Raw genomic sequence first — 22,380 nt, forward strand, 5'->3', positions numbered from 1 at the left:
GGGGTGGAGGTCGCGCACCCGGCGGATGCAGCGTGGCAGTACCGGATGCAGGCAGCGGCGAGGGGGGCGTTCAGGGACGGGACGATCGATGCGCGCACGGTGCCGATCGGTCTGACCACCGATCACCTGATCGGGGTCGCCCGCGACTGCCCCAATGCGGAGGCCTTTGCGATGCGGGTCGTGCCGGTCCCGCCAGGCGGCATGCGACCGGTGGCGCTGGCGCTGGCGGAAGCGGAACTGGCCAAGCTGAGCGATGCGCAGGCGGTGGCGGCGTGAGCGGGATGACGGCGCGTATCGCCGAATTGACGCAGCAGCTCGACAGCCTGGGGGATCCGGCGAGCGGGGCGGGGATGCTGCGGCTGTTGCGGTTGCTGTTCGCGGTCGGGCGCGAGGACCTGCCGCTGGGGCGGTTGTTCGAAGGCCATGTCGATGCGGTGCAGATCGTGATGCGCTATGCGCGCGACGAACAGCGCGCCCGGGTGGCGGCGCTGGTGGCGCGGGGCGGGACGCTGGGCGTGTGGAACGCCGACCTGCCCGGCGAAGCGCTGAGCCTGACGGACATGCGGCTGTCCGGGGGCAAGAGCTTCGCGTCGGGGGCGGGGTTGATCAGCCATGCACTGGTGACGGTGGACGCGCCGGGCGGTCGGCAGCTGCTGCTGGTGGACATGGCGAGAACCGTGCCGGCGATCGATCGCGGGGCGTGGCAGGTGGCGGGGATGCAGCGGTCGGAGAGCCATGTGGTGCGGTGGGAGGGGGCCGCGGTGACGGCGGACGACCTGATCGGCGTGCCGGGGGATTATGTGCGCGAGCCGTGGTTCGTCGGGGGAGCGTTGCGGTTCGCGGCGGTGCAGGCAGGCGGGATCGCGGCGGTGGTGGAGCATGCGCGCGATCATCTGGTGACGGCGGAGCGCGCGAGCGATCCGCATCAGGCGGGGCGGCTGGCGGCGATGTACGGTCTGGCGCAGGGGGCGAATGCGGCGGTGCGCGCCGCGGGCGAGGGGTGGTTCGACGATCCGGACGCGCGCCTGCCGCTGGTGGCGGCAGCGCGGGCGGCGGTGTACGGCGCGGGCACGCAGGTGATCGCGCTGGCGCAGGAAGCGGTGGGGGTGCAGGCGCAGTTCACCACCCACCCGATCGCGGCGCGGATCGCGGACCTGTCCACCTATCTGCGCCAGCCCGCGCCCGATGCCCAGCGCATGCAGGTGGGCGCGGCGGTGGCGGCGGGCATCCTGCGGGCGGCGTTGTGAAGACGCCGAAATCGCTGCTGGTGGTCGCGCCGCATCCCGATGACGAGGCGATCGCGGCGCACGCGCTGGTCGCGCGGCTGCGTCGGCGAGGCGTGGCGGTGCAGGTGCTGGTGGTGACCGACGGGCGCGCCTCGCACCCCGGCAGCGTGGCATGGCCGCGCGCACGGCTGGTGGCGGAGCGGCGGCGCGAGACGCGGGGCGCGATGCGCCGCATCGGGGTCGCGGCGGGCGCGGTGACGTTTCTGAACCTGCCCGACGGAGACCTGGCGGCGCATGCCGGCAAGGTGCGGCATGGTATCGGGCGCGCAGCGGCGCGGGTGCCGCGGCCGGCCGCGGCACTGGTCCCCGCGATCGACGACGACCATCCCGACCACCGCGTGGTCGCGGCGTGCGCGGCGCGGGTCGCGGTGCCGGGCCTGCACTGGTTCGCCTATCCGGTATGGCCGGCGGGCAACCGGTTGCCGGGCGCGAAACCGATGCCGCTGACCGCGCAGGAACGGCTGGCCAAGCGTCATGCCATCCGCCGCTATGCGACGCAGACCGGGCGGATCACCGACGATCCCGCGGGCTTCACCATGACGCGCGCGCAGATCGCGGCGTTCAGCCGGCCGCAGGAATGTTTCGTGGCGGTGCGGCGGTGAAGCCGATCACGCTGGCCGGGTTCGAAAACACCTTTGCCCAAAGCGACGACCCCTGGTGCACCTTCACCGACCGGGACGAGGGGGTGAAGCGGGCCGCGATCCTGCACGCGCTGGGCGCGGGGCCATGGGGGCGGGTGCTGGAACTGGCGGCGGGCAACGGATCGAACAGCGCCGCCATCGGCCCCCGCGCGCTGCGGCTGGACGCGACCGAGGCGACCGCCGGCGGCACCGCGCTGGTGGCGCGCGCGATCCGGTCACGGGCAGGCCGGGCGCGTGCGTTGCGCCTGGCGGTGCCGGCGCGCCTGCCGAGGGCGCGTTATGATGCGGTGGTGATCGCCGAGCTGCTATATTACCTGTCCCCCCGCGCGATGGCCCGGACCGCGCGCGACGTGGTGCGCGTGCTGGCGCCGGGCGGCATGCTGGTGCTGGCGCATCACCGCATCGATTTCCACGACTTCGCGCAACATGCCGCGCCGCTGCACCGCGCGTTCCTGGCGGCGACGGGGCGGCGCTGGCGCGTGCGCGTCGTCAGGCGCAATGGACGCTGGGTGGTGCTTGGCTGTACCATGCGACGCGGCGTATAGGAGAGGGCCATGGGCCGCTGGTCGTGGATCGTGACGCGGATCGTCCGGCAGGTGTGGTTCCGGGCCGCGTTGATCAGCCTATGCAGCGTCGCGCTGGCGATCCTGGCTGGTCTCGTCACGCCGTACTTGCCCTATGACTTCGACGTGCAGATCGGGCAGGATTCGGTCGGCACCATTCTCCAGATCATGGCGTCCAGCATGCTGGCGGTGACCACCTTCTCGCTGACCGCGATGGTCAGCGCCTATGCATCGGCGACGCAACTGGGCACGCCGCGCGCGACGCAGCTGATGCTGGGCGACTCCACCTCGCAGAACGCGTTGTCGACCTTTCTGGGTGCCTTCGTCTTTTCGATGGTGGGAATCGTCGGGTTGAAGACGAGCGCCTATGGCTCGGACGGACGGATCATCCTGTTCGCCGCGACCGTGGTCATCATCCTGCTGGTGGTCGTCACGCTGCTGCGCTGGATCGGCCATATCACCGGTTTCGGCCGGATGGCCGACGTGATCGACCGGGTGGAGACGGCCGCGACCACGGCGATGGCGGATTTCGCGGCGCATCCGGTGCTGTGCGGTCGCGCCGCGATCGCGGTGCCGGACGATGCGACCGCCATCATCAGCCCGACAACCGGCTATATCACCCATATCGACGTACCGGCCCTTGGCCGCATGGCCGAGAAGCATGGGCTGATCGTCCATGTCGTGGTGCTGCCCGGTACGATGGTTCATCCGGCGCGTGCGATGATGCGGGTGGAGGGGCAGCCGGACGACGCGGTGCGCCGGGCGCTGGCGGGGGCGTTCACCATCGAGCGGCATCGACGTTTCGAGCAGGATCCGCGGCTGGGCCTGATCGCGCTGTCCGAAATCGCCAGCCGCGCCCTGGCACCGGCGACCAACGATCCGGGCACTGCCATCGAGGTGTTGAACGCGCTGTTGCGCGTGCTGCTGACGCTGGGGCGGGATGCCGTGCCGGACGGCGACGCGCAATGCGGGCGCTATCCCGTCTATCTGGAGCGTCCGAGCATCGAGGACATGCTGGACGATGCGTTCCGCCCGATCCTGCGCGAAGGCAGCAAGGAGGTGGAGGTGTCGCTGCGCCTGAGCAGCACGCTGGCCGCGCTGCATGCCGGGCTGCCGGCCGCGCGAGGGCCGATCGCGGCGATGGCGAAGCAACAGGCGGTGCGGGTGGCCGCGGCGATGGAGGATCCCGCGGATGTCGAGGCGTTCCGGCGCGGTCATGAGCGATCATGGCCGGCCGTCAAGGCATAGCCGATGCACGTAGCGTATCCGCAACCGGCGCCCTATAGGCAGATGTCGGAACGATCCCAAACTCGATCAGTTTATGGGCGACCGGCCGGCGCTTCGGGGCATGCCATATTCCAGCGCGATCACTCAGGCGGGCAGTAATGACACCGGAAAAACCGAAAGGCGGACCGCCACCTCATCTTTCCGGTCATGCCGACCATGACATGGGAAGCGATCACAACACGATCTTCTTTGCCGCGGTGAAGACGACGCGCATGCCGATGATCGTCACCGATCCCAATCAGCACGACAACCCCATCGTCTTCGCCAATCCGGCCTTCATCACCATGACCGGTTATGGCTGGGACGAACTGATCGGGCAGAATTGCCGGCTGCTGCAAGGCCCGGACACCGACCGCGACACCATCGCGGAGGTACGGCGTGCGGTCGAACAGCGGCGCGAAACCTCGGTCGAGGTGCTGAACTACAAGAAGAATGGTGCGGCGTTCTGGAACGCGCTGTTCATCTCGCCGGTCTATGACGTCGACGGCGCGTTGATCTACTTCTTTGCATCGCAGCTCGACGTGACGCGGCGGCGGGATGCCGAGGAAGGATTGCGCCAGGCGCAGAAGATGGAGGCCGTCGGCCAGCTGACCGGCGGGGTGGCGCATGATTTCAACAATCTGCTGACCGTGATCCAGGGGTTCGGCGACATCGTGCTGAACAATCTGGAGCGTGACGGCGATTTCGACCGGAAAAAGGCGGCCAGGTCGATGCGCGCGGTGTTGCAGGCGGCGGAACGCGGCGCGACGTTGACCCAGCAACTGCTCGCCTTTTCGCGCAAGCAGAAGCTGCAGGGGCGGATCGTCAACCTCGTCGATCTGGTCGACCAGCTTCAGCCGTTGATCGAGCGGACGGCGGGCGGTGCGATCACCATCCGCATTCGCCACGAAGGGCCGACCTGCAACGCGCGGATCGATCCGACGCAGGCCGAACTGGCGATCATCAACATCCTGATCAATGCGCGCGATGCCATGCCGAACGGCGGCACGATCACCATCGACGTCGCCAACCGCACGATCGAGGCGGGGGACAAGGGGTTTGGCGAACTGCCGCCGGGCCATTACGTCATGCTGGCGATCACCGACGAGGGCACGGGCATGTCGCCGGAAATCCTGGCGCGGGTCACCGAACCCTTTTTCACCACCAAGGATCAGGGCAAGGGCACCGGCCTGGGCCTGTCCATGGTCTATGGCTTCATGAAGCAGTCGGGCGGCGCATTGCGGCTTTATTCCGAGGAAGATCATGGCACCACGGTGCGCATGCTGTTCCCGTGCGAGGATGCGGGCACCGATCCGCAACGCTCGCCGATGCCCCGGTCGCTGGTCGACAAGCGTGGCACCGAGACGGTGTTGCTGGTCGAGGATCAGGTGGATGTCGGCGACTATGCCGAGGCGGTGCTGACCGAGTTCGGCTACACCGTGCTGCGCGCCGAAAATGCCGATGCGGCGCTGCGCGTGCTGGATGGCAGCGACGCGATCGACCTGCTGTTCAGCGACCTGATCATGCCGGGCGGGATGAACGGCGTGATGCTGGCACGCGAGGTGAAGCGACGTCGCCCGCGGATGCGCGTGCTGTTGACCACAGGCTATGCCGAGTCCTCGATCGAGCGGGTCGATGCCCGTGGCGCCGAGTTCGAGCTGATCCAGAAACCGTACAAGCGCAGCGACCTGGCGGTGAAGGTGCGACAGGTGATCGACGGCCCGACCGGGATCGGATGACCGGCGGTTTGGTACGGTTGCGGCTCGATTGATCGGGGCGGCAAGCTACTTTATGTTAGCGAAACTTTGGACCGACCGCCCCTCGCCCCGACGCCGACCCGGCCGTTTGACGCGCCACCCGCGATCCGCGCGGCGCTGGACGCCTTTGTGCGGCGGCTCGACCCGGACGATCCCATCCTGGCGGCGTTCGCGGTGTCGCAGGCGCCGATGGTGGTGTGCGATGCGTGCCTGCCCGATACGCCGATCGTCTATGTCAACGCGGCTTTCGAGGCGCTGACCGGGTATCCCGCCGCCGAAATCCTGGGCCGCAACTGCCGGTTCATGCAGGGGCCGCTGACCGATGCGGCGGATGTGGCACGGCTGCGTGCCGCGGTGGCGGTGGGCGAGCCGATCGAGATCGACCTGCTGAACCATCGCCGTGACGGCACGCCGTTCTGGAACCGGCTGAAGGTGACGCCGGTGCGCGACGCCGAAGGGGCGCCGCGCTGGTTCGTCGCCTCGCAACTGGATGTCACGGTGGAGCGGCACCGGCTGGCGCGGTTGCAGGAGGATCGCGAGAGGCTGACCGCGACGGTGGCGCGGCGGGAGGCGGCACTGGCCGAGCGCGAGGCGCGGCTGGCGCTGGCGCTGAAGGCGGGGGGGCTGGGCACCTGGTCGTTCGACCTGAACACGCGCGAGCTGGTCGCGTCGGACAGTTGCAAGGCCCTGTTCGGGCGCATGGCCGAGCGGCCCTTCACCTATGCCGACCTGCTGGCCTGCATCCATCCCGAGGATGCCGGGCAGATGCGCCGCGTGCTGGTCGCCACCATCCGGCATGGCCACCCCTGCGCGACCGAATTCCGCATCCTGACGCCGGCGGGCGAGCAGCGCTGGGTGGGAACGCGTGCCGAGATGCAGCGCGGGCCGGACGGCGCGCCGCGCATGGTGGCGGGCTTTTCGACCGACATTTCCGACCGGAAGTTCGCCGAGGAGCACCGTGCGGTGCTGGCGCGCGAGCTGACCCACCGGGTGAAGAACACGCTGGCGACGGTGGGCGCGGTCGTCAGCCAGACGCTGCGCGATGCCCCCTCGCTGGCGGAGGCCCGGCGTTCGGTGGCCGGGCGGATCGCAAGCCTGGGCGCCGCCCACGAACTGCTGATCCAGGACGAGATCGAGGGGGCGACGATCGGCGACATCGTTGCGCGCGTGCTGGCGCCGTTCATCGACCGCGACGGGCATCGCTTCTCCGCGGAAGGGCCGGCGATCCGGCTGGCGCCGGATATCACGCTGGCGCTGTCGATGGCGCTGTACGAACTGGCGACCAATGCGATCAAATATGGTGCGCTGTCGGTGCCGCAGGGGCAGGTGGTGATCCGCTGGGCGCTGTGCGGTGTGGGGGCGGACCGGTATTTCACCTTCTGCTGGATCGAGCATGACGGCCCGGCGGTCGTGCCGCCGGCGCGGACCGGTTTCGGCAGCCGGATGATAGCACGGGTGCTGGGCCCCCATGTGCGCGGGGTGCCCGCCATCGCCTATCGACCGGAGGGCGTCCGCTTGGAGATCGAGGCGCCGGTCTGACCCTCACCACGCCCGATGGCCGCTATATCGTGGTGCGCGGGCGGTTGTGGCGCACGGCGGATCCGGGGCTGTCGGCTGAGCGGCGGCAGCGGTTGGTGGACGAGCTGATGGCGGCGCGGCGGGCGGTGGGGGTGGCGCGACGCGCGGGCGATGCGGCGGCCGAGGCGGCGGCGCATGCGGCGGTCGATGCGGCCAAACGGGCGCTCGGCGAGCGTGGTCCGGTGTGGTGGACCGACGGCGCACTCGACCTGAACCGCCACATGGCGCGCACCACCGTGTATGCCGACTGGTTCGCCGCGCTGCCCTCAACCGACCCGTAGCGCGGGCTCGTCGGGGTCGACCTTGCCGGCGAGGCCGGGCACCTCGTCCAACTGGCGCAGGTCGGTGAAGCGGCCGCGCTCTTCGCGGTAGCGGACGATCTCGAACCCATGGCCCTTGAGCGCGGGCACCGCATCCAGTTGCTCGGCGGTCGCGGTGTTGATGTCGGTGGCCATGATGGGTGTCGTCTCCTGCGTTGCGCGGCCCCAACGCACCGGTCGGAACGATGGCTGCATCCGCGTCGAGATATGAAATGTTACAACATCGCCGTTGACAGGCTTTGGGGGGGCACGTCATGAGCCCTGCCAACGAGTTCGCTGTTTTCCCGGGGAAACACCCATGTCGACCATTGAAGCTGCCGCCGCGATCGCGCTCGGCGATATTGCCGTCCGTTACGGCGACCACCGCGTGCTGAACGACCTGTCGCTGCATGTCGCGGCGGGCGAGATCTATGCGCTGCTCGGCGGTAACGGCGCGGGCAAGTCGACGACGCTGTCGGTGCTGCTCGGCTTTACGACGGTGGAGCGGGGGAGCGTGTCGGTCGCCGGGATCGATCCCGGCCGCGACGCGGACGGGGCGCGGGGACGGATCGCCTATTTGCCCGAAAACGTCGCGCTCTACGATCACCTGAGCGGGATGGAGAATGCCGATTACCTGCTGGCCCTAGCCGGCGAACCGAAGCCGCGAGGGGCGATCGGGGAAGCCTTCGTCGCGGCCGGGCTGGGCGAGGATGCGTGGGACCGGCGCCTGAGCGGCTATTCGAAGGGGATGCGGCAGAAGGTGGCGATCGCGGTGGCGTTGCTGCGCGCGGTGCCGGTGCTGTTGCTGGACGAGCCGACATCCGGGCTGGACCCGCGGGCGACCGCGGATTTCAACCGGTTGCTGCATGCGGTGCGCGACCGCGGCACGGCGGTGCTGATGGTGACGCACGACCTGTTGAGTGCGGCCGACCTGGCGGACCGGATTGGATATCTGGACGGCGGGCGCATCGCCGACGAGATCGCCGCGGTCGGGCCCGACCGGTTCGACGTGCGCGCGTTGCACGACCGGTTCCAGCAGCGGATCGCGGCATGAGCGCGGCCCGACTGATCGCGCGCGACGAGTTGCGGCTGATGACGCGCAACCGCGTCGCGGCGGTCGCGCTGATCCTGCTGGTGGTGCTGACGCTGGTCGCGTCGCTGACCGCATGGGGGCATCAGCGTGCCATCGCCGACACGCGCGCCCGCCAGCAATCGGAGGCGGCGGCCGCGTTCAACGCGCAGCCGGACCGGCACCCGCACCGCATGGTCCATTATGGCCAGTTCATCTATCGCCCGCTGGGGCCGCTGGCGGCGTTCGATCCCGGGGTCGATGCGTTCACCGGCAACAGCATGTTCCTGGAAGGGCATCGCCAGAACACCGCCAATTTCGGCGACGTGCAACAAAGTTCGATGCTGGTCCGCTTCGGCCAGCTGACGCCGGCCTTCGTCCTGCAGTCGGTCGCGCCGCTGCTGCTGATCTTTCTGGGTTTCGGTGTGGTCGCGCGCGAGCGGGAGCGGGGAACCCTGCGCCCGTTACTGGTCGGCGGCGCGTCGCGGGCAAGCATCGTGGGCGGCAAGCTGGCAGCGCTGGGCGCGGTGGCGGCGGTCGCCGGCGTGCCGGCGGTGATCGCCCTGATGCTGATCGCGGGGCAGCCGGGTGCGCATGCGCTGCCCATGCTGGTGATCGCGGGCGGCTATTTCGCCTATCTGGCCTTGTGGACGGTGCTGGTGGTGCTGGTATCCGCCGCGGTGAAGCGGTCGCGCGACGCGCTGCTGGTGCTGCTGGCGCTATGGTCGGTGACGGTGGTGCTGGTGCCGCGGGTCGCGCCCGATCTGGCGGGGGCCGCGGTGCCGCTGGCCAACCGCATCGACACCGACATCGCCATTGCGCGCGACCTGCGCCGTGCCGGCGACAGCCACAATCCCGACGACCCGACCTTTGCCGCGTTCAAGCGCCGCACCCTGGCCCGCTACGGCGTCGAGCGGGTCGAGGACCTGCCGGTCAATTACAAGGGCCTGCTGGCGGTGGAGGGCGAGCGGATCACCTCCGGCCTGTTCGACCGCTATGCCGCGGCCGGCTTTGCCGCGCAGGAGCGTCAGGGTGCGCTGGTCGCTGTGGCGGGGCTGCTCAGCCCGGCGGTGGCGCTGCGCGACCTGTCGATGGCGGCGGCGGGCACCGACAATGCCGGACACCGGCGCTTTCTGGAGCAGGCGGAACGCTATCGCTACATGCTGGTGCAGCGGTTGAACCGGTTACAGGCGGACAGCGTCCGCTACGCCGACGACACCGCGAAAGACGCAGGCGCCGACCGCCGCAAGCGGATCGATGCTGGACATTGGCAGGCCATACCGCCCTTCACCTTCGACGCACCCACCGGCGCCACCCTGGCCGCGGCGGCGCTGCCGGGACTGGCGATGGTGGCGGCATGGCTGATGGCGGCGCTGGGCGGACTTGCGCTCGTCACCCGCCGGTTGGGAGCGCGCTGATGCGTATCTGGCGTTACGAACTGATCCTGCTGCTGCGTAACCGGTTGGCGCTGGCTGCGCTGGTCCTGCTGGCGCTGCTCGGCGCAGCATCGGTCGCGACGGGATTGGCGGAGGTCGCCCGGCAGCGCGCCGCGATCGCGCGGATCGCGCCCGCCCAGGCCGAGGATGTCGCCGCGGTCGCGCATTGGGCCGCCCCCAAGGGCGATCCGGGCGATGCGGCCTATTACACCTTCCACGCCACCTGGGACCCGCCATCGCCGCTGGCCTTCGCCGCGCTCGGCATGCGGGATGTTTCCCCCTATATTCTGCGCATCCGCGCGCTGGGGCTGGAAGCGCAAATTTATGACGGCGACAATTTCAACCCCGAACTGGCGCTGCCCGGCCGGTTCGAATGGGCGTTCGTGCTGGTCTTCCTGGTGCCGCTGTTCACCATCGCGCTGTTCCACGATCTGGCGTCGGGCGAGCGCGAGGCGGGGCGTGCACGGATGCTGGCGGTGCTGCCCGGTGGCGCGAGCCGCGTCATGCGACGCCGCACGCTGCTGCGCCTTGCCCTGATCGTGCTGGCGGTGGGGGTGCCGTTCCTGGTGGGTGCGGCGGTGTCGGGCGTCGGCCCGGTAACGGTGCTGGCGGTGCTGGCGCTGACCGTCGCCTATACCGGCTTCTGGGTGGGTGTGGCGGCGTTGGTGTCGCGCCTTCGGTGGAGTTCGGTGACCAATGCCGCGACGCTGGCGGCGATCTGGCTGTTGCTGGTGCTGGTGGTGCCCGCCGCGGCGCATGTGGCGGTCAACCGGCTGGTACCGGTGCCGCCGGGCAGCGCGATCGCGCTGGCGCAGCGCGAGGCCGTCAACGGGGCATGGGATATTCCGCGCGAGGCGACGATGCGGCGTTTCTATGCCGAACATCCGCAATGGGCGGATTCAGCGCCGTTGCCGACGGCGTTTCACTGGAAATGGTATTTCGCCTTTCACCAGAATGGCGACCGCAGCGTCGCGCCGCAGGTCGCGGCCTATCGCGCCGGGCTGGAGCGGCGTGCGGCGGTGGGCGATGCACTGGGCTGGCTGTTGCCGCCGGTCGGCGTGCAGGCCGCGCTGACCCGGCTGGCGGATACCGATGCCAAGGCGCAACTGGCCTATCGTGACCGGGTGCGCGCCTATCACCGGGCCCTGCGCGAATTCTATTACGCCTATCTGTTTCACGATCGGCCGTTCGGGCTGGCGGATTTCGGCAAGGCGCCGCGGTTCGATGCGCGGTGACGGCAGCCGTCACCGCGCATGAAAGGGGATCGATGAGGCTCAGGCCGCGCGCTTGAACGCTGCCCAGCCGCGCGCATCCTCTATCGGGCCGACGGCGCTGCGCACCGCATCGAGCTTGGTGATCGCGTCGCGCTTCTGTGCAGGCGTCAACATGCCCTGCGCGTTGACCTGACGGGGAACGGTGCGCTCCACCTCGGTCAGCGTGGCGCGCAGGCGGGTGGCCTGAGCCGGGGAGAGATGGCCGGCGCGGGCATGCGTCTGCACGGCGGTGCGCAGCGCGCGCGCCTGCGACATGGTGACCGCCAGCAGATCGCCGTCAAAGGCCAGACCTTCCGGGGTGCTGTGCGCGGTGTATCCGGTGCCGCGCACCAGTCGCGCCAGTGCCTCTTCCGGTCGGTAGCGACCCTTCAACGCGGGGGCGCGGCGGTCGGCGACCATGGCGGGGTCCATCTTGACGAAACATCCGCTGATATGGGCCAGTTGCTGCACCGCCTGATCCAGCCGCTGGGCGGGCATGGCGTAAGTGGCGGGGGCGCGATTGCATTCCGCGGCGGCCGGGGCGGCAAAGGCAGTGGCGCTGCCGAGGGCGAGCGCGGCAAGGTAGAATCTGGTCACATGAACTCCTGTCGGTGATGCAGGCTCAACGAGGAAAGCATGTCCTGGTTGCAACCGATTGTCGGCTTCGCCCGATGCCGGGTTGGCGGAACGGTTCTGGTCCGGTATCGGGTCGTCCGGTGATTTCGTGGCGTTGTAACAGGTTGACCGTTAGCCGGGGGATGTGGGCGCCGCTGCCATGGCTGGCGGGCGGAATCGCGACGGCGCTGGCCGGTTGTACGACGCTTCCCCCCGTGACGCGGGCGTCGGTCGATCTGGACACCCATGCGGGGGCGGCAGCGGTGGCGGGGGGCAGCGCGACGCTGGACGTGCTGACCTTCAATATCGAGGGGCTGGGATGGCCGGCGCGGCGCAACCGGGCGCCCTTCCTGCGCCGCATCGGGGCACGGCTGGCCGAACTGAATGCAAAGGGCGAGGCGCCCGACGTGGTGCTGGTGCAGGAGATGTTCAGCCCGGCCGCGGTCTCGGCAATGACGAAGGCGGGCTATCCCTATCAGGCGTGGGGGCCGTCGCGCACGCAGAAGCGGCGCCGCCCCGCGCCAGATGCGATGGCGGGGCCGTTTCGGTGGAAAAAGGGCGAAACCGGGCTTCACCTCGTCGGCTCCGGACTGGCGATCCTCAGCCGCTATCCGATCGTTGCCGATGCATCCGAACCATTCGGCAAGCATCGCTGCGCCGGGTTCGACTGTTTGAGCAACAAGGGGATGCAGCAGGTGCGCATCCGGATACCCGGCGTGCCGCAGCCGGTGGACATCTTCAACACGCATCTGAACTCGCAAGGCGCGTCGCGCGTGCCGGCCGCGCGCAGCGGTGCCGCGCATGCGATCCAGGTGGACGATCTGGCCGGCTTCGTGGCGGCGGCAGGCGAGCCGAAGGTGCCGACCATCCTTGGCGGCGACTTCAACATGCGCGGTGCGCCCGAGCGGCTGGCACGGTTCGATGCCGCGCTGGACGGGCTGACCATGGTGCATCGTTTCTGCGCGGCCCCCGCCTCGCCCTGTGCGGTGCGCGTGTCGTGGGACGGCGACGCGCCATGGATGGATACCGAGGATCTTCAGCTCTTCGCCGACGGGGCGCGGGTGCGGGTGACGCCGATCCGGGTCGAGGCGATGTTCGATGGCGCCGCCTCCGGCCCGCAACTGTCCGATCATGACGGGTTCCGGGTGACCTATCGCCTGGACTGGTAGCCACGTCGGGGCGACGATTGTTCTTCTGTTGGCGCTACTTGGCCGTGCCGCGCGTTGGCCTTCCCGGTTGGTGGGAGTTGGGTGATGGGCAAGGACCCGGTGGTGCGGTGGGGCGGCGTGCTCGGCTTTGCGCTGGGCGGGTTCTTCGACGGGATCGTGCTTCATCAGATCCTGCAATGGCATCACCTGCTGAGCCTGGTGCCCGGTGTCGACAGCTTGCGGATGCAGGTGCTTTGGGACGGATATTTCCATGCGTTGATGTATCTGGTCGCGCTGGCGGGCCTGGTGGGATTGTGGCGGCATCGCACGGCGGCAGGGTCGACGCACTGGGTGGGCGCGGTGCCGGTCGGCTTCGGGGCGTGGCATGTGCTCGACAGCGTGTTGTCGCACTGGGTGCTGGGTATTCACCGGATCCGGGTGGACAGTGCGCAGCCCCTGGTGTGGGACGTAATCTGGTTCGCGGCGTTCGGGGTGGTGCCGCTGCTGCTCGGCTGGATGATGCTGCGCCGGGGGCGGGTGGTGCCGGCGGGCGGTGCGGCGGCGGCGATGGTGGCGGTGGTGACGCTGGGCGCGGCTTTCTGGTCGGCGCGGCCGGCGGAGGGGGCGCGGTTCACCACGCTGGTCTTTGCGCCGGGCGTGACGCCGGCGGCGGCAATGGGCGCGGTGCTGGCCGAGGGGGCGAGGCTGGTGTGGAGCGACCGGGCGATGGGAGTGATGGTGGTGGACGTCGCGCCTGAGCGCCGCGCCGCATTCTACCGGCGCGGTGCGCTGCTGGTCAGTGGCGCGGGACTGCCGGCGGGATGTTTCAACTGGAGCGCGGCCTGATCCGCTGTATGCTGCGGGAAAAAGGGGAAGATGTGTCGAGCGTCCGGATCGAGGGACTGAGCAAGCGCTTTGGCGCGGTGGACGTGCTGGCACCGACCGACCTGTTGATCGAGGATGGCGAGTTCGTCGTCATCGTAGGGCCATCGGGGTGCGGCAAATCGACGCTGCTGCGCCTGATTGCCGGGCTGGAGGAGCCGAGCGCGGGGCGGATCGCGATCGGCGGGCGCGACGTGACCGATGCCGCCCCCGCCGACCGCGGGCTGGCGATGGTGTTCCAGTCCTATGCACTTTATCCGCATCTGTCGGTGGCGGAGAATATTGCCTTTCCGTTGCGTGTCGCGCGCCGGCCCAAGGCGGAGATCGCGGAGCGGGTGGCGGCGGTGGCACGGTCGCTGGACCTGTTGCCGCTACTCGACCGGCGGCCGCGTGCCCTGTCCGGCGGGCAGCGGCAGCGCGTGTCCATCGCCCGCGCCATCGTCCGCCGGCCGCGCGTGCTGCTCCTCGACGAGCCCTTGTCGAATCTGGATGCCGAACTGCGCGTGCGGATGCGGCACGAGTTCGCCCGGCTGCACGGAGAACTGGGCGCGACGATGATCTACGTCACCCATGACCAGCTGGAGGCGATGACGCTGGCCAATCGCATCGTGGTGATGAGCGAGGGGCGGGTGGAACAGGTGGGCGGGCCGATCGCGCTGTATGACGCCCCCGCGACGCTGGCGGTGGCGCGCGCGATCGGGTCGCCGGGGATGAACTTCGCGGCGGCAACCGTGGTCGCGGCCGATGCGGCGGGGGTCGCGTTGCAGCTGGGGGATGGTGCCGAGGTCCGGGCCGCGGTGCGGGCGCCGGTCGGGGCGGCGGTAACGATGGGGGTGCGGCCCGAACATTTGGTGCTGGACGAGCAGGGGCCGTTCGGCGGCGCGGTGGAGTTGTTCGAGCGGCTGGGCCCCCTGTCCTTCGCGCATCTCGGCACGCCGGGCGCGCACCACACGCTGGTCGCGCAATTGCCGGGGGACCGGCGGGTGATGCTGGGCGCGACCTTGCGTTTCGGTATCCGGCCCGAGCTGGTCCATGCGTTCGACGGCGAGGGTCGGGCCCTGCCGCGCATCGGTGCGCCGCCCCGTGCAAACCATTCGGCGCAAATTTGATTCGGTCCGACTCAAGCCGTTTGGCGCGGTGAATCGCGCGCGTCACGATTCGGGCCATGACCCACTGCATCACCCATGCCTGCGGCCATGAGCAGGCGCATTACATCCCCGGCTCCACCAGCGAGAAGGCGCGAAAGGCACGCTGGCTGACCACCACCAAATGCCGTGCCTGCTTCGTTGCCGACCGGAAGGCGGAGGACGCGGCGGCCGGCGCCCTGGACGATGCGGCGGTCGCCCATCTGTGCCTTGCCCCGCTGGTCGGCAGCGAGCGGCAGGTCGGCTGGGCAGCGAGCATCCGGGCGAAGCGACTGGCGCGCATGGTGCAGGCGGCGGGCGGCGGCGATCCGGACCCGGCCTGTGCCGCGGTCGGCGATGCCCGCTGGTGGATCGACCACCGCGACCTGAGCGATGCCGATCTGCTGACAAAGGCGCGGGCAGCGGCGCCGGCGCATGTTCAGGCCAGCGACGGGGCGGCCCGCCACGCCGCCTGACGATGGCGGCGCCGGTTTAACGGGCGTCCGGCAGCACCATGCGAAAGATGGTGCCGGGCACCTGTTGCAGCGTCAGTAGGCCGCCATGCGCCAGGGCGATCTGCCGCGCGAGGCTGAGCCCGACGCCGGTGCCATCGGGCTTGGTGGTGTGGAACGGCCGGAAGATATGGCCTGTCTTGTCGGGAGGCACGCCGGGGCCATTATCCTCCACCTCGATCGTCAGGCAGCGATCGGCGACCCGCAGGCGCAAGGCGATCCGGGGAGGGGCCGTGGCAAGGCAGGCCTCCGCCGCGTTCTGAAGCAGGGCCCAAAGCGCCTGGCAAAGCTGATCGCGGTCGAGGGGCCATTCCGCCGCATCCGCGGTCACCGACAGCGCCATGTCCGGCCAGCGTCCCGCGAACAGCCGGGCCAGATCGTCCGCCATGCCGCGCAAGGCCACCGGTTGCCGGACGGGCGGGGGCAGGCGGGCAAGGGCGCGGTAGGCCTTGGTAAAATGCTGCAACCCTTCCGCGCGGCGGGAAAGCGTGCCGAGGATCTCGTGCAGCAGGTCCCGGTCGATCTCGCGCGGTCGAAGCGCGGCCATGCCACTGTCCGCCAGCGAGACGATTGGAGCTAAGCCGTTCATCAGTTCGTGCCCCAAAATCTGGATCAGATCGGCCGCCGCGCGGGCTTCGGCGGTGCGTTCTTCGTGTTCGATGTCGATCAGGGCGGCGACGCTGCGGCCGTCGGGCATGGCGACGCGGTCGATCCGCCAGCGGCGCCCCTCGTGAAGCAGGCGGGTGGCGGCGGGATCGTCGAGGATCGCCGGCGCGGGAAGCACGCGGTCCGGGGTGGCGAACATCGCGCGGGCGGCGCGGTTGAGTGCGCGCACGGCCCCCCGGTCGATCGCGAGCAGCGGCGTCGGTGCGGCGTCGAGCAGGATGCGCAGCGCCATGGCATCGGCATCCGCCCGGCCAGTCGCGGCCGGGGGTGAAACGTCGCGGGGACGAACCAGCGCCCACCAGTGCAGCGTGCCGAGCCAGATTGCCGCCAGTATCGCCCCCGTCAGAAGTCCCCACAGCCCGGCATGGCAGGCGATCGTGCCGGCGATGCCACAGGCGACGAGGCCAAGGCCGGAGACGATCGCCGGCAGGCTGCGCCTAAAGCCCATAACGGGCCATCCGGCGGTACAAGGCGCCGCGGCTGAGGCCGAGTGCGGCCGCGGCATGGGTGACGTTGTGGCGATGTTCGCGCAACGCCGCCTCGATCATCACGCGTTCGGCATCGCTCAGGTCGAAATTCGCGTCCGGCGCGGCGCCGAATGTCGCCACGGCGACCGGTGCGGGCATGGCGAGGGCGGCGGCATCGATCATCCCGTCTTCGGACAACAGCACCGCGCGTTCGACCGCAAGCGCGAGGCCGCGGACCTCGTCGGGCCATGTGGCGGCGCGGATCGCGGCCGTTGCCGCCTCGGTCATCCGTGCTCCCGGCCGCCCGAACCGTTCGGCGGCGATGCGGGCGAAGTGGCGGGCGAGCAACACGGCATCGTCGCTGCGATCGGCAAGCGGCGGCACCGCGATCTCGATGGTCGCCAGCCTGCGTCGCAAGGCGGGATCGAGCGACGCGGTGCCGTCGGCGATGGCGAGGCAGCGCAACCCGGCCGGGATACGATCGAGCAGCCGGGCCTGTGCGATACCGTCCAGCCGGTCGGGATGGCGAAGGATGGCGGTGCCGCCCCCCTGATCCAGCCGTGCCCAGGCCGCTTCGTCACGCAGGTCGATGCGCGGTGGCGGAGTGTCGGCCTGTGCGGAGGCGGCGTGGAGCGCAAGTGCGGTCAGCGTCCGGCCGCTACCGGGGGGCCCCGTTATCGTGACCCCCGCCGGGGTCGGCCCGACGCGGCGGATGAGATCGCGCAGCGCGTGCATGGCCGGGCTGTCGCCGAGCAGGCGAGCGGGTTCCGGCGGCGCGCCGGGGTGGAGCGAGGGCGGTGCCGCCGGCGCGCCCCGTGCGATGGCGGCATCGACCTTGGCGATGAGTTCGGCATTGCGCCACGGCTTCATGGCGAAATCGCGCGCACCCGCCTTCATCGCGGCGACGGCGATACGGATGCCGCTATGCGCGGTGATGACCACGACGCAGGCGGCGGGATCGTCCGCGATGATCCGGGCCAGACAGGCCAGTCCCTGTTCGCCGTTCGATTCCGCGGGTGTGAAGTTCATGTCGAGCAGGATCGCGTCATAGCGACGCTGGGCCAGGCGGGAGAATGCGTCCTCCGGTCCGGCCGCGGTATCGAGCCGGTGACCGGCCATGCGGAAGGCGATCTCCATCGCCCGCGCCACCGCCGGGTTGTCGTCGATCAACAGGATCGTGCGGCTTGACGGCATTTCCATGTGTCCATTGGTGGACACCGTGTCCGGTGCCGGACGGTCGCCCGGACGGGCACCGGATAGAAATGGCTGTTTCATCGGGGTTTAGGCTTTTCGGTTGTTCCGGGCGACAGTGTTCGCATGATGACCGAACAGTTCGTTCACGCAACTGCTTCCACCGGCGCCACCATGGATCGCCGGATCGCACGCGCCCGCACGCCGTGGTGGCGGCGCTGGAGCGTGCTGCTGGTGCTGGGATCGATCGTGGCGGCGGTGACGATGTGGCGGCTCCTGCCGGCGGGGGGATCGACCAATGTCGCGGCGGCCGACATCGAGACGGCCACGATCGCGCGGGCGCCGTTCGCCGACTATCTGCCGGTGCGCGCCACCGTGGCACCGCGGGTGACCACGCTGGTGGGAGTGCTGTCCGGCGGGCAGGTGGAAAAGCTGCTGGTACAGGACGGGGCGATGGTGACCGAGGGCCAGCCGCTGGCCACGCTGGCCAATCCAACCCTGAAGCTGGACGTGCTGACCCGCGAGGCACAGATCGCCAGCCAGTTGGGCAGTGTGGCGGGCGAGGATCTGGGCATTGCGCGCAACCGGCTCGACCGGGCGGCGCAGATCGCACAAGCCGGTTACGACCTGATCAAGGCACGGCGCGAATTGGGTATCCGCCGGCATCTGCACGACCGGGGCATCGTTTCCGACGCCGGGGTGAAGAGCTTTGCCGAGGAAGCCGCCTATCAGGAACGGCGGCTGGCGCAGTTGCAATCGGGCGGCGCGACGGAGGCACGAATTACCGCGATACAGGGACAGAGGCTGGAGGACACGCGCGGGCGGCTGGAAAGCAACCTGCAGGCGGTCCGCGCCAGCCTGGATGCGCTGGTGATCCGCGCGCCCAGCGGCGGCCGGCTGACCAACTTTGCGATCCAGCCGGGACAGACGCTGAAGGCGGGCGATCCGGCCGGGCAGGTCGACAGCGAAGGATCGTGGAAGCTGGAGGCGGACGTGGACGAATACTTCCTCGGCCGCGTCGCGGCAGGGCAGGGGGCCACCGCCAGCGGCCTGGGCGATGGCGTGCACCTGACGGTGTCCAGGGTGTTGCCGGCGGTGAAGGATGGCCGGTTCCGCGTCGAACTCGCCTTCGACAGGGGGCGGGGCGGCCATGTGCCCGCCGGGCTGAACCGGGGCCAGACGATCGATATCCGCATCACACTGGGCAGCACCGCGCCCGCCCTGGTGGCGCCGGTCGGCGGCTGGCTGGATGCGAGCGGCGGTTCGTCCGCCTTCGTCCTCGACGCGCAGGGCGGGCATGCGCGCCGGCGTGCGATAAGGACCGGGCGGCGCAATCCTGACCAGATCGAGATCCTGTCGGGCCTGCGGGCCGGGGAGCGCATCCTGACCAGCAATACCGCGTCCGTAAAGGGCGACATCCTCAACATCCGATAGGCCAAGGGAGCGTCATGATCCGTCTTGAGAACATCCAGCGCCGCTACATTTCCGACGAGGTGGAGACGACCGCGCTGCACGACATCGACCTCTTCGTGGAGGCGGGTGAATTCGTGGCCATCATGGGGCCATCGGGTTGCGGCAAGTCGACGCTGCTCAACACGCTGGGCACGGTCGACCGGCCGACGGGGGGACGGTATCTGTTCGGCGACCGCAATCTGGCTGCGCTGGACGAAAAGGCGCTGGCGCGGTTTCGGGGGGCGACACTCGGCTTCGTGTTCCAGAGCTTCAACCTGATCGACGAACTGACGATCGAGGAGAATGTCGCGCTCGGCCTCGCCTATCGCAAGGATGCCGGGGACCGGCGGGCACAAGTGGCCGCGGCGATGGACAAGGTCGGCATCGCGCACCGCGCCCGCCACTATCCGCACCAGTTGTCGGGCGGGCAGCAGCAGCGCGCCGCCATTGCGCGCGCGATCGTCGGGGCACCGCAACTGATCCTGGCCGACGAGCCGACCGGGAACCTGGATACCGCCAATGGCGAGCAGGTGATGAACATCCTGACCGGCCTGAACGACGAAGGGGCGACGATCGTCATGGTCACCCATTCGCCCAGCCATGCCGACATGGCGAAACGGCGCATCGACATGCTCGACGGTCGCATCGTCGCCAGCGCCATGCGCGCGATCTGATCCATTCCGGCCGGGGCGGCGCCCCATCGTCCGCTGCGGCGGACCGCCATCACCTTATTGCAACGGACACCCGCGATGAACCGCTTTGCCCTGTTGTCGCTCTACCGCTCGCTGACCCGCCACAAGCTGCACGCCGCGCTCGACATCGGCGGGCTGGCGGTGGGGATCGCGGTGTTCCTCGTCCTTGGCCTGTATGTGCGGTTCGAGACGGGGTTCGAGACATGGCTGCCCGATCACGACCGGATCTACCGGGTGCAGACCGAGCTGCATCTGCCCGGCGGTACGTTCAACGGAACCTATCCGCAGACGATGGCCGGGATGCTGGAACAGATGCGAGCAGATTTTCCGGACCTTGCCGGCACCCGCATACGCGGCGGCAAGGATGGCGGCAGCGTCATCCGCGGCGATCAGGCGACACGGGAGGATGTGGCGCAGGTCGATCCGTCCTTCTTCGACATATTCGCCCTGCCGATGGTGCGCGGGAATGGCGCGCGCGCCCTGGCCGACCCGTCTGCGGTCCTGCTCAGCCGATCGGCCGCGCACAAATTCTTCGGCGAGAGCGATCCCATGGGACAGACGATGCGGATCGCCGTCGATGCTCCTGCCACCTACCGTGTCGCCGGCATCTTCGAGGACCTGCCCGCGAACACCGCGCTTCGCTTCTCGATCCTGATGCAGATTCCCCGCACGGCACCACCGACCCAGTGGATGTGGTATAAATGGGGTACGGCGTCGCTCGAGACTTATGTGAAGTTTCGCACGCCCGCGGACGCCCGAGCCTTCCAGCAGCGGTTGCCGGCCTTCATCAAACGGCGTGCGGGCCAGGATCTTGGGCCCGACCCGACGGCCGTCATCTCGCTGCCGTTGCTGCCGATCACCGCGGGCCATCTGCAACCCACCGGGCCGGAAAGCGCCGGCCGCAAGCTGACGGTGGTGACGATGGGCGTGGTCGGGGCGCTGACCCTGCTGATCGCGATCGTCAATCATGTGAGCCTTGCCACCGCGCAGGCGAGCCTGCGGGCGCGCGAAGTGGCGATGCGCAAGGTCCTGGGTGCCGACCGCGCGGCACTGCTTCGCCAGTTCCTCGGCGAGGCGATCGTGATCGTGGCGGTGGCGGCGCTCGTCGCCCTGATCCTGGCGGAGATCGGCCTGCCCTTCGTCAATGCCGCGGGCGGGCTGTCGCTGACCATTCCCTATGCGGTCGTCGTGCCGACGCTGCTGTGTCTTGTTCTTGTCGTCGGCGTGGTGGCGGGCTGGTATCCTGCACTGTTGCTGTCCCGCTATCCGGGCGTGGCGATGCTGGGTCGGGGCGGCGGGCGCGGCGGATCGCACCTGCGCGAGGCGCTGGTCGTGCTCCAGTTCGGGCTTGCCATCGCCTTTGTCATCGGAACGGTCGTGCTGACGGCGCAGATGGCGCACAGCCGCAAGACCGATCTGGGGTTCCGGCGCGACAGGTTGATGGTCGTGCCGTCGCTCCTGGATCAGGGCATATGGGCAGAGCGGGCGCGGTCCATTCTGGCCGCCATGCGCGACATTCCCGGGGTGGCATCGGTGGGCGTCGGCAGCATCGGGCCGGGTGGTGACGGTACGGCCAATGTCGATGCCGTGGAGGTACCCGGCAGGCCACAGCCGGGCGTGTCGATCCTGGCAGTCACCACGGGAAAGGGCTTCTTCGACACCTATGCCCCGCGCCTGCTGGCCGGGCGGTTGTTCGATGATGCCCACCGTGCGGACGATTCCAGCGACTGGCGGACATGGCCGCAGGGGCGCAACATCGTCATCAACCGCAAGGCGGCGGCAGCACTCGGCTTCCGCACGCCGCAAGAGGCGATCGGCCAAACCGTCGGCGGCGGCCTGCCGCGCACCATCATCGGCGTGATCGACCAACTGCGCTTCTTCTCGCCCCGCACGCCCGAGGGCGCGGTCTATTATGTCTATAACCGGGACATGCCACCAAGCCCCGTGGCGGTGATCCGCTTCTCCGGCGACCGCAAGGCCATGCTGGAGGCCGTACGGGCGGCATGGCGCCGGATTGCGCCCGACGTGCCATTCTCCGCCGCGATGGTCGGTCAGCGACTGGAAAGCTTCTACCAGGCCGATGAACAGGCCACGCGGTTGTTCGCGATCGGTGCGGGGCTGGCGGTGCTGATCGGTTGTGTCGGGCTATGGGGGCTGGCCTCGTTCAACACGGCGCGGCGGATCAAGGAGATCGGCATCCGCAAGACGCTGGGCGCATCATCGGGCGATATCGTCGCGTTGCTGGTCGGGCAGTTCCTGCGCCCGGTGCTGCTCGCCAACCTGATCGCCTGGCCGCTGGCGTTTGTCGCGATGCGGACGTGGCTGGCCGGGTTCGACGACCGGATCACGCTGTCGCCGTTGTATTTCATCGGGGCGAGCCTGCTGGCGATCGCGGTCGCGGTGCTGACCGTGCTCGGCCAGTCGCTGCGCGCCAGTCGCGCCGCCCCGGCATGGGCGCTGCGGCATGACTGAAGCCGACGCGG

21 protein-coding genes and 1 pseudogene are annotated in these 22,380 nt (G+C 69.6%); 18 read left to right on the top strand and 4 right to left on the bottom strand.

All coding sequences use genetic code 11. The features are described from left to right. From OXR08_RS12960 to OXR08_RS12995, 8 genes and pseudogenes are all read left to right on the top strand, one after another. A pseudogene (locus OXR08_RS12960) lies at positions 1 to 276 on the top strand (glycosyl transferase family 2); the annotation flags it as partial. After that, positions 273 to 1,247, top strand: a complete 975-nt coding sequence (locus OXR08_RS12965) for an acyl-CoA dehydrogenase (RefSeq protein ID WP_205411633.1) — start codon at positions 273 to 275, stop codon at positions 1,245 to 1,247. The pseudogene OXR08_RS12960 and the gene OXR08_RS12965, both read left to right, overlap by 4 nt. Further along, positions 1,244 to 1,888 (top strand): PIG-L family deacetylase, encoded by a 645-nt coding sequence (locus OXR08_RS12970; protein WP_267350420.1) that lies wholly within the window; start codon positions 1,244 to 1,246, stop codon positions 1,886 to 1,888. Before OXR08_RS12965 ends, OXR08_RS12970 begins: the two co-directional genes overlap by 4 nt. Further along, entirely contained in the window at positions 1,885 to 2,472 is a 588-nt protein-coding gene (locus OXR08_RS12975; protein WP_267350421.1) for a class I SAM-dependent methyltransferase, read from the top strand. Before OXR08_RS12970 ends, OXR08_RS12975 begins: the two co-directional genes overlap by 4 nt. Before the next feature lie 9 nt (positions 2,473 to 2,481). Further along, positions 2,482 to 3,738, top strand: coding sequence for a DUF2254 domain-containing protein (locus tag OXR08_RS12980; protein WP_112383009.1), 1,257 nt, complete (start codon positions 2,482 to 2,484; stop codon positions 3,736 to 3,738). Between the two features lie 137 nt (positions 3,739 to 3,875). After that, on the top strand, positions 3,876 to 5,495 hold the full coding sequence (locus OXR08_RS12985) for a histidine kinase famiy protein (RefSeq protein WP_112383010.1): 1,620 nt from the start codon (positions 3,876 to 3,878) through the stop codon (positions 5,493 to 5,495). A 66-nt stretch (positions 5,496 to 5,561) separates the two neighbouring features. Further along, entirely contained in the window at positions 5,562 to 7,052 is a 1,491-nt protein-coding gene (locus OXR08_RS12990) for an HWE histidine kinase domain-containing protein (protein WP_112383011.1), read from the top strand. Between the two features lie 29 nt (positions 7,053 to 7,081). Next, positions 7,082 to 7,372 (top strand): hypothetical protein, encoded by a 291-nt coding sequence (locus OXR08_RS12995; RefSeq protein WP_267350425.1) that lies wholly within the window; start codon positions 7,082 to 7,084, stop codon positions 7,370 to 7,372. Here the strand turns inward: OXR08_RS12995 and OXR08_RS13000 are convergent. Beyond that, a complete protein-coding gene (locus tag OXR08_RS13000; RefSeq protein ID WP_112383013.1) occupies positions 7,358 to 7,546 on the bottom strand; it encodes a helix-hairpin-helix domain-containing protein in 189 nt (62 codons plus the stop codon). The genes OXR08_RS12995 and OXR08_RS13000 overlap by 15 nt on opposite strands. A gap of 163 nt (positions 7,547 to 7,709) precedes the next feature. Between OXR08_RS13000 and OXR08_RS13005 the strand changes: the two genes are divergently transcribed. Genes OXR08_RS13005 through OXR08_RS13015 form a run of 3 tightly spaced genes read left to right on the top strand, consistent with a single transcriptional unit; the run spans position 7,710 to position 11,130 of the window. Next, positions 7,710 to 8,444, top strand: a complete 735-nt coding sequence (locus OXR08_RS13005; protein WP_112383014.1) for an ATP-binding cassette domain-containing protein — start codon at positions 7,710 to 7,712, stop codon at positions 8,442 to 8,444. Beyond that, a complete protein-coding gene (locus tag OXR08_RS13010; RefSeq protein ID WP_267350427.1) occupies positions 8,441 to 9,877 on the top strand; it encodes a DUF3526 domain-containing protein in 1,437 nt (478 codons plus the stop codon). The genes OXR08_RS13005 and OXR08_RS13010 overlap by 4 nt, the downstream gene beginning before the upstream one ends. After that, a complete protein-coding gene (locus OXR08_RS13015) occupies positions 9,877 to 11,130 on the top strand; it encodes a DUF3526 domain-containing protein (protein ID WP_112383016.1) in 1,254 nt (417 codons plus the stop codon). The genes OXR08_RS13010 and OXR08_RS13015 overlap by 1 nt, the downstream gene beginning before the upstream one ends. A 39-nt stretch (positions 11,131 to 11,169) precedes the next feature. On the opposite strand, the gene OXR08_RS13020 is transcribed toward OXR08_RS13015, so the two are convergent. Then, positions 11,170 to 11,745, bottom strand: a complete 576-nt coding sequence (locus tag OXR08_RS13020) for an STN domain-containing protein (protein WP_112383017.1) — start codon at positions 11,743 to 11,745, stop codon at positions 11,170 to 11,172. A gap of 161 nt (positions 11,746 to 11,906) precedes the next feature. On the opposite strand from OXR08_RS13020, the gene OXR08_RS13025 reads away from it, so the two are divergent. The 4 genes from OXR08_RS13025 to OXR08_RS13045 all read left to right on the top strand — a co-directional run bounded on the left by OXR08_RS13025 (position 11,907) and on the right by OXR08_RS13045 (position 15,393). Continuing rightward, on the top strand, positions 11,907 to 12,932 hold the full coding sequence (locus OXR08_RS13025; protein ID WP_267350430.1) for an endonuclease/exonuclease/phosphatase family protein: 1,026 nt from the start codon (positions 11,907 to 11,909) through the stop codon (positions 12,930 to 12,932). An 84-nt stretch (positions 12,933 to 13,016) separates the two neighbouring features. Continuing rightward, positions 13,017 to 13,757, top strand: a complete 741-nt coding sequence (locus OXR08_RS13030; protein WP_112383019.1) for a DUF2243 domain-containing protein — start codon at positions 13,017 to 13,019, stop codon at positions 13,755 to 13,757. Between the two features lie 32 nt (positions 13,758 to 13,789). Next, entirely contained in the window at positions 13,790 to 14,902 is a 1,113-nt protein-coding gene (locus OXR08_RS18645; RefSeq protein WP_112383162.1) for an ABC transporter ATP-binding protein, read from the top strand. 56 nt (positions 14,903 to 14,958) lie between these two features. Continuing rightward, the gene (locus OXR08_RS13045) at positions 14,959 to 15,393 is read left to right on the top strand and encodes a hypothetical protein (RefSeq protein WP_112383020.1); all 435 of its coding nucleotides are present in this window, start codon (positions 14,959 to 14,961) and stop codon (positions 15,391 to 15,393) included. Positions 15,394 to 15,409: 16 nt separating this feature from the next. On the opposite strand, the gene OXR08_RS13050 is transcribed toward OXR08_RS13045, so the two are convergent. Beyond that, positions 15,410 to 16,543: an ATP-binding protein gene (locus OXR08_RS13050; RefSeq protein WP_267350433.1), complete on the bottom strand. Its 1,134-nt coding sequence runs from the start codon at positions 16,541 to 16,543 to the stop codon at positions 15,410 to 15,412. Beyond that, positions 16,533 to 17,837 (bottom strand): response regulator, encoded by a 1,305-nt coding sequence (locus tag OXR08_RS13055; protein ID WP_267350435.1) that lies wholly within the window; start codon positions 17,835 to 17,837, stop codon positions 16,533 to 16,535. Before OXR08_RS13055 ends, OXR08_RS13050 begins: the two co-directional genes overlap by 11 nt. Positions 17,838 to 17,879: 42 nt before the next feature. On the opposite strand from OXR08_RS13055, the gene OXR08_RS13060 reads away from it, so the two are divergent. The 3 genes from OXR08_RS13060 to OXR08_RS13070 all read left to right on the top strand — a co-directional run bounded on the left by OXR08_RS13060 (position 17,880) and on the right by OXR08_RS13070 (position 22,369). After that, complete coding sequence (locus OXR08_RS13060; RefSeq protein WP_267350437.1) at positions 17,880 to 19,187, top strand: HlyD family efflux transporter periplasmic adaptor subunit; 1,308 nt, start codon at positions 17,880 to 17,882, stop codon at positions 19,185 to 19,187. Between the two features lie 14 nt (positions 19,188 to 19,201). Beyond that, positions 19,202 to 19,879, top strand: a complete 678-nt coding sequence (locus OXR08_RS13065; protein ID WP_112383023.1) for an ABC transporter ATP-binding protein — start codon at positions 19,202 to 19,204, stop codon at positions 19,877 to 19,879. A 75-nt stretch (positions 19,880 to 19,954) separates the two neighbouring features. After that, complete coding sequence (locus tag OXR08_RS13070; protein ID WP_267350440.1) at positions 19,955 to 22,369, top strand: ABC transporter permease; 2,415 nt, start codon at positions 19,955 to 19,957, stop codon at positions 22,367 to 22,369. The last annotated feature ends 11 nt before the right edge of the window (positions 22,370 to 22,380 follow it).

Source organism: Sphingomonas sp. GM_Shp_2 (genome assembly GCF_026540875.1).
GTDB classification, from domain to species: Bacteria; Pseudomonadota; Alphaproteobacteria; order Sphingomonadales; family Sphingomonadaceae; genus Sphingomonas; species Sphingomonas carotinifaciens.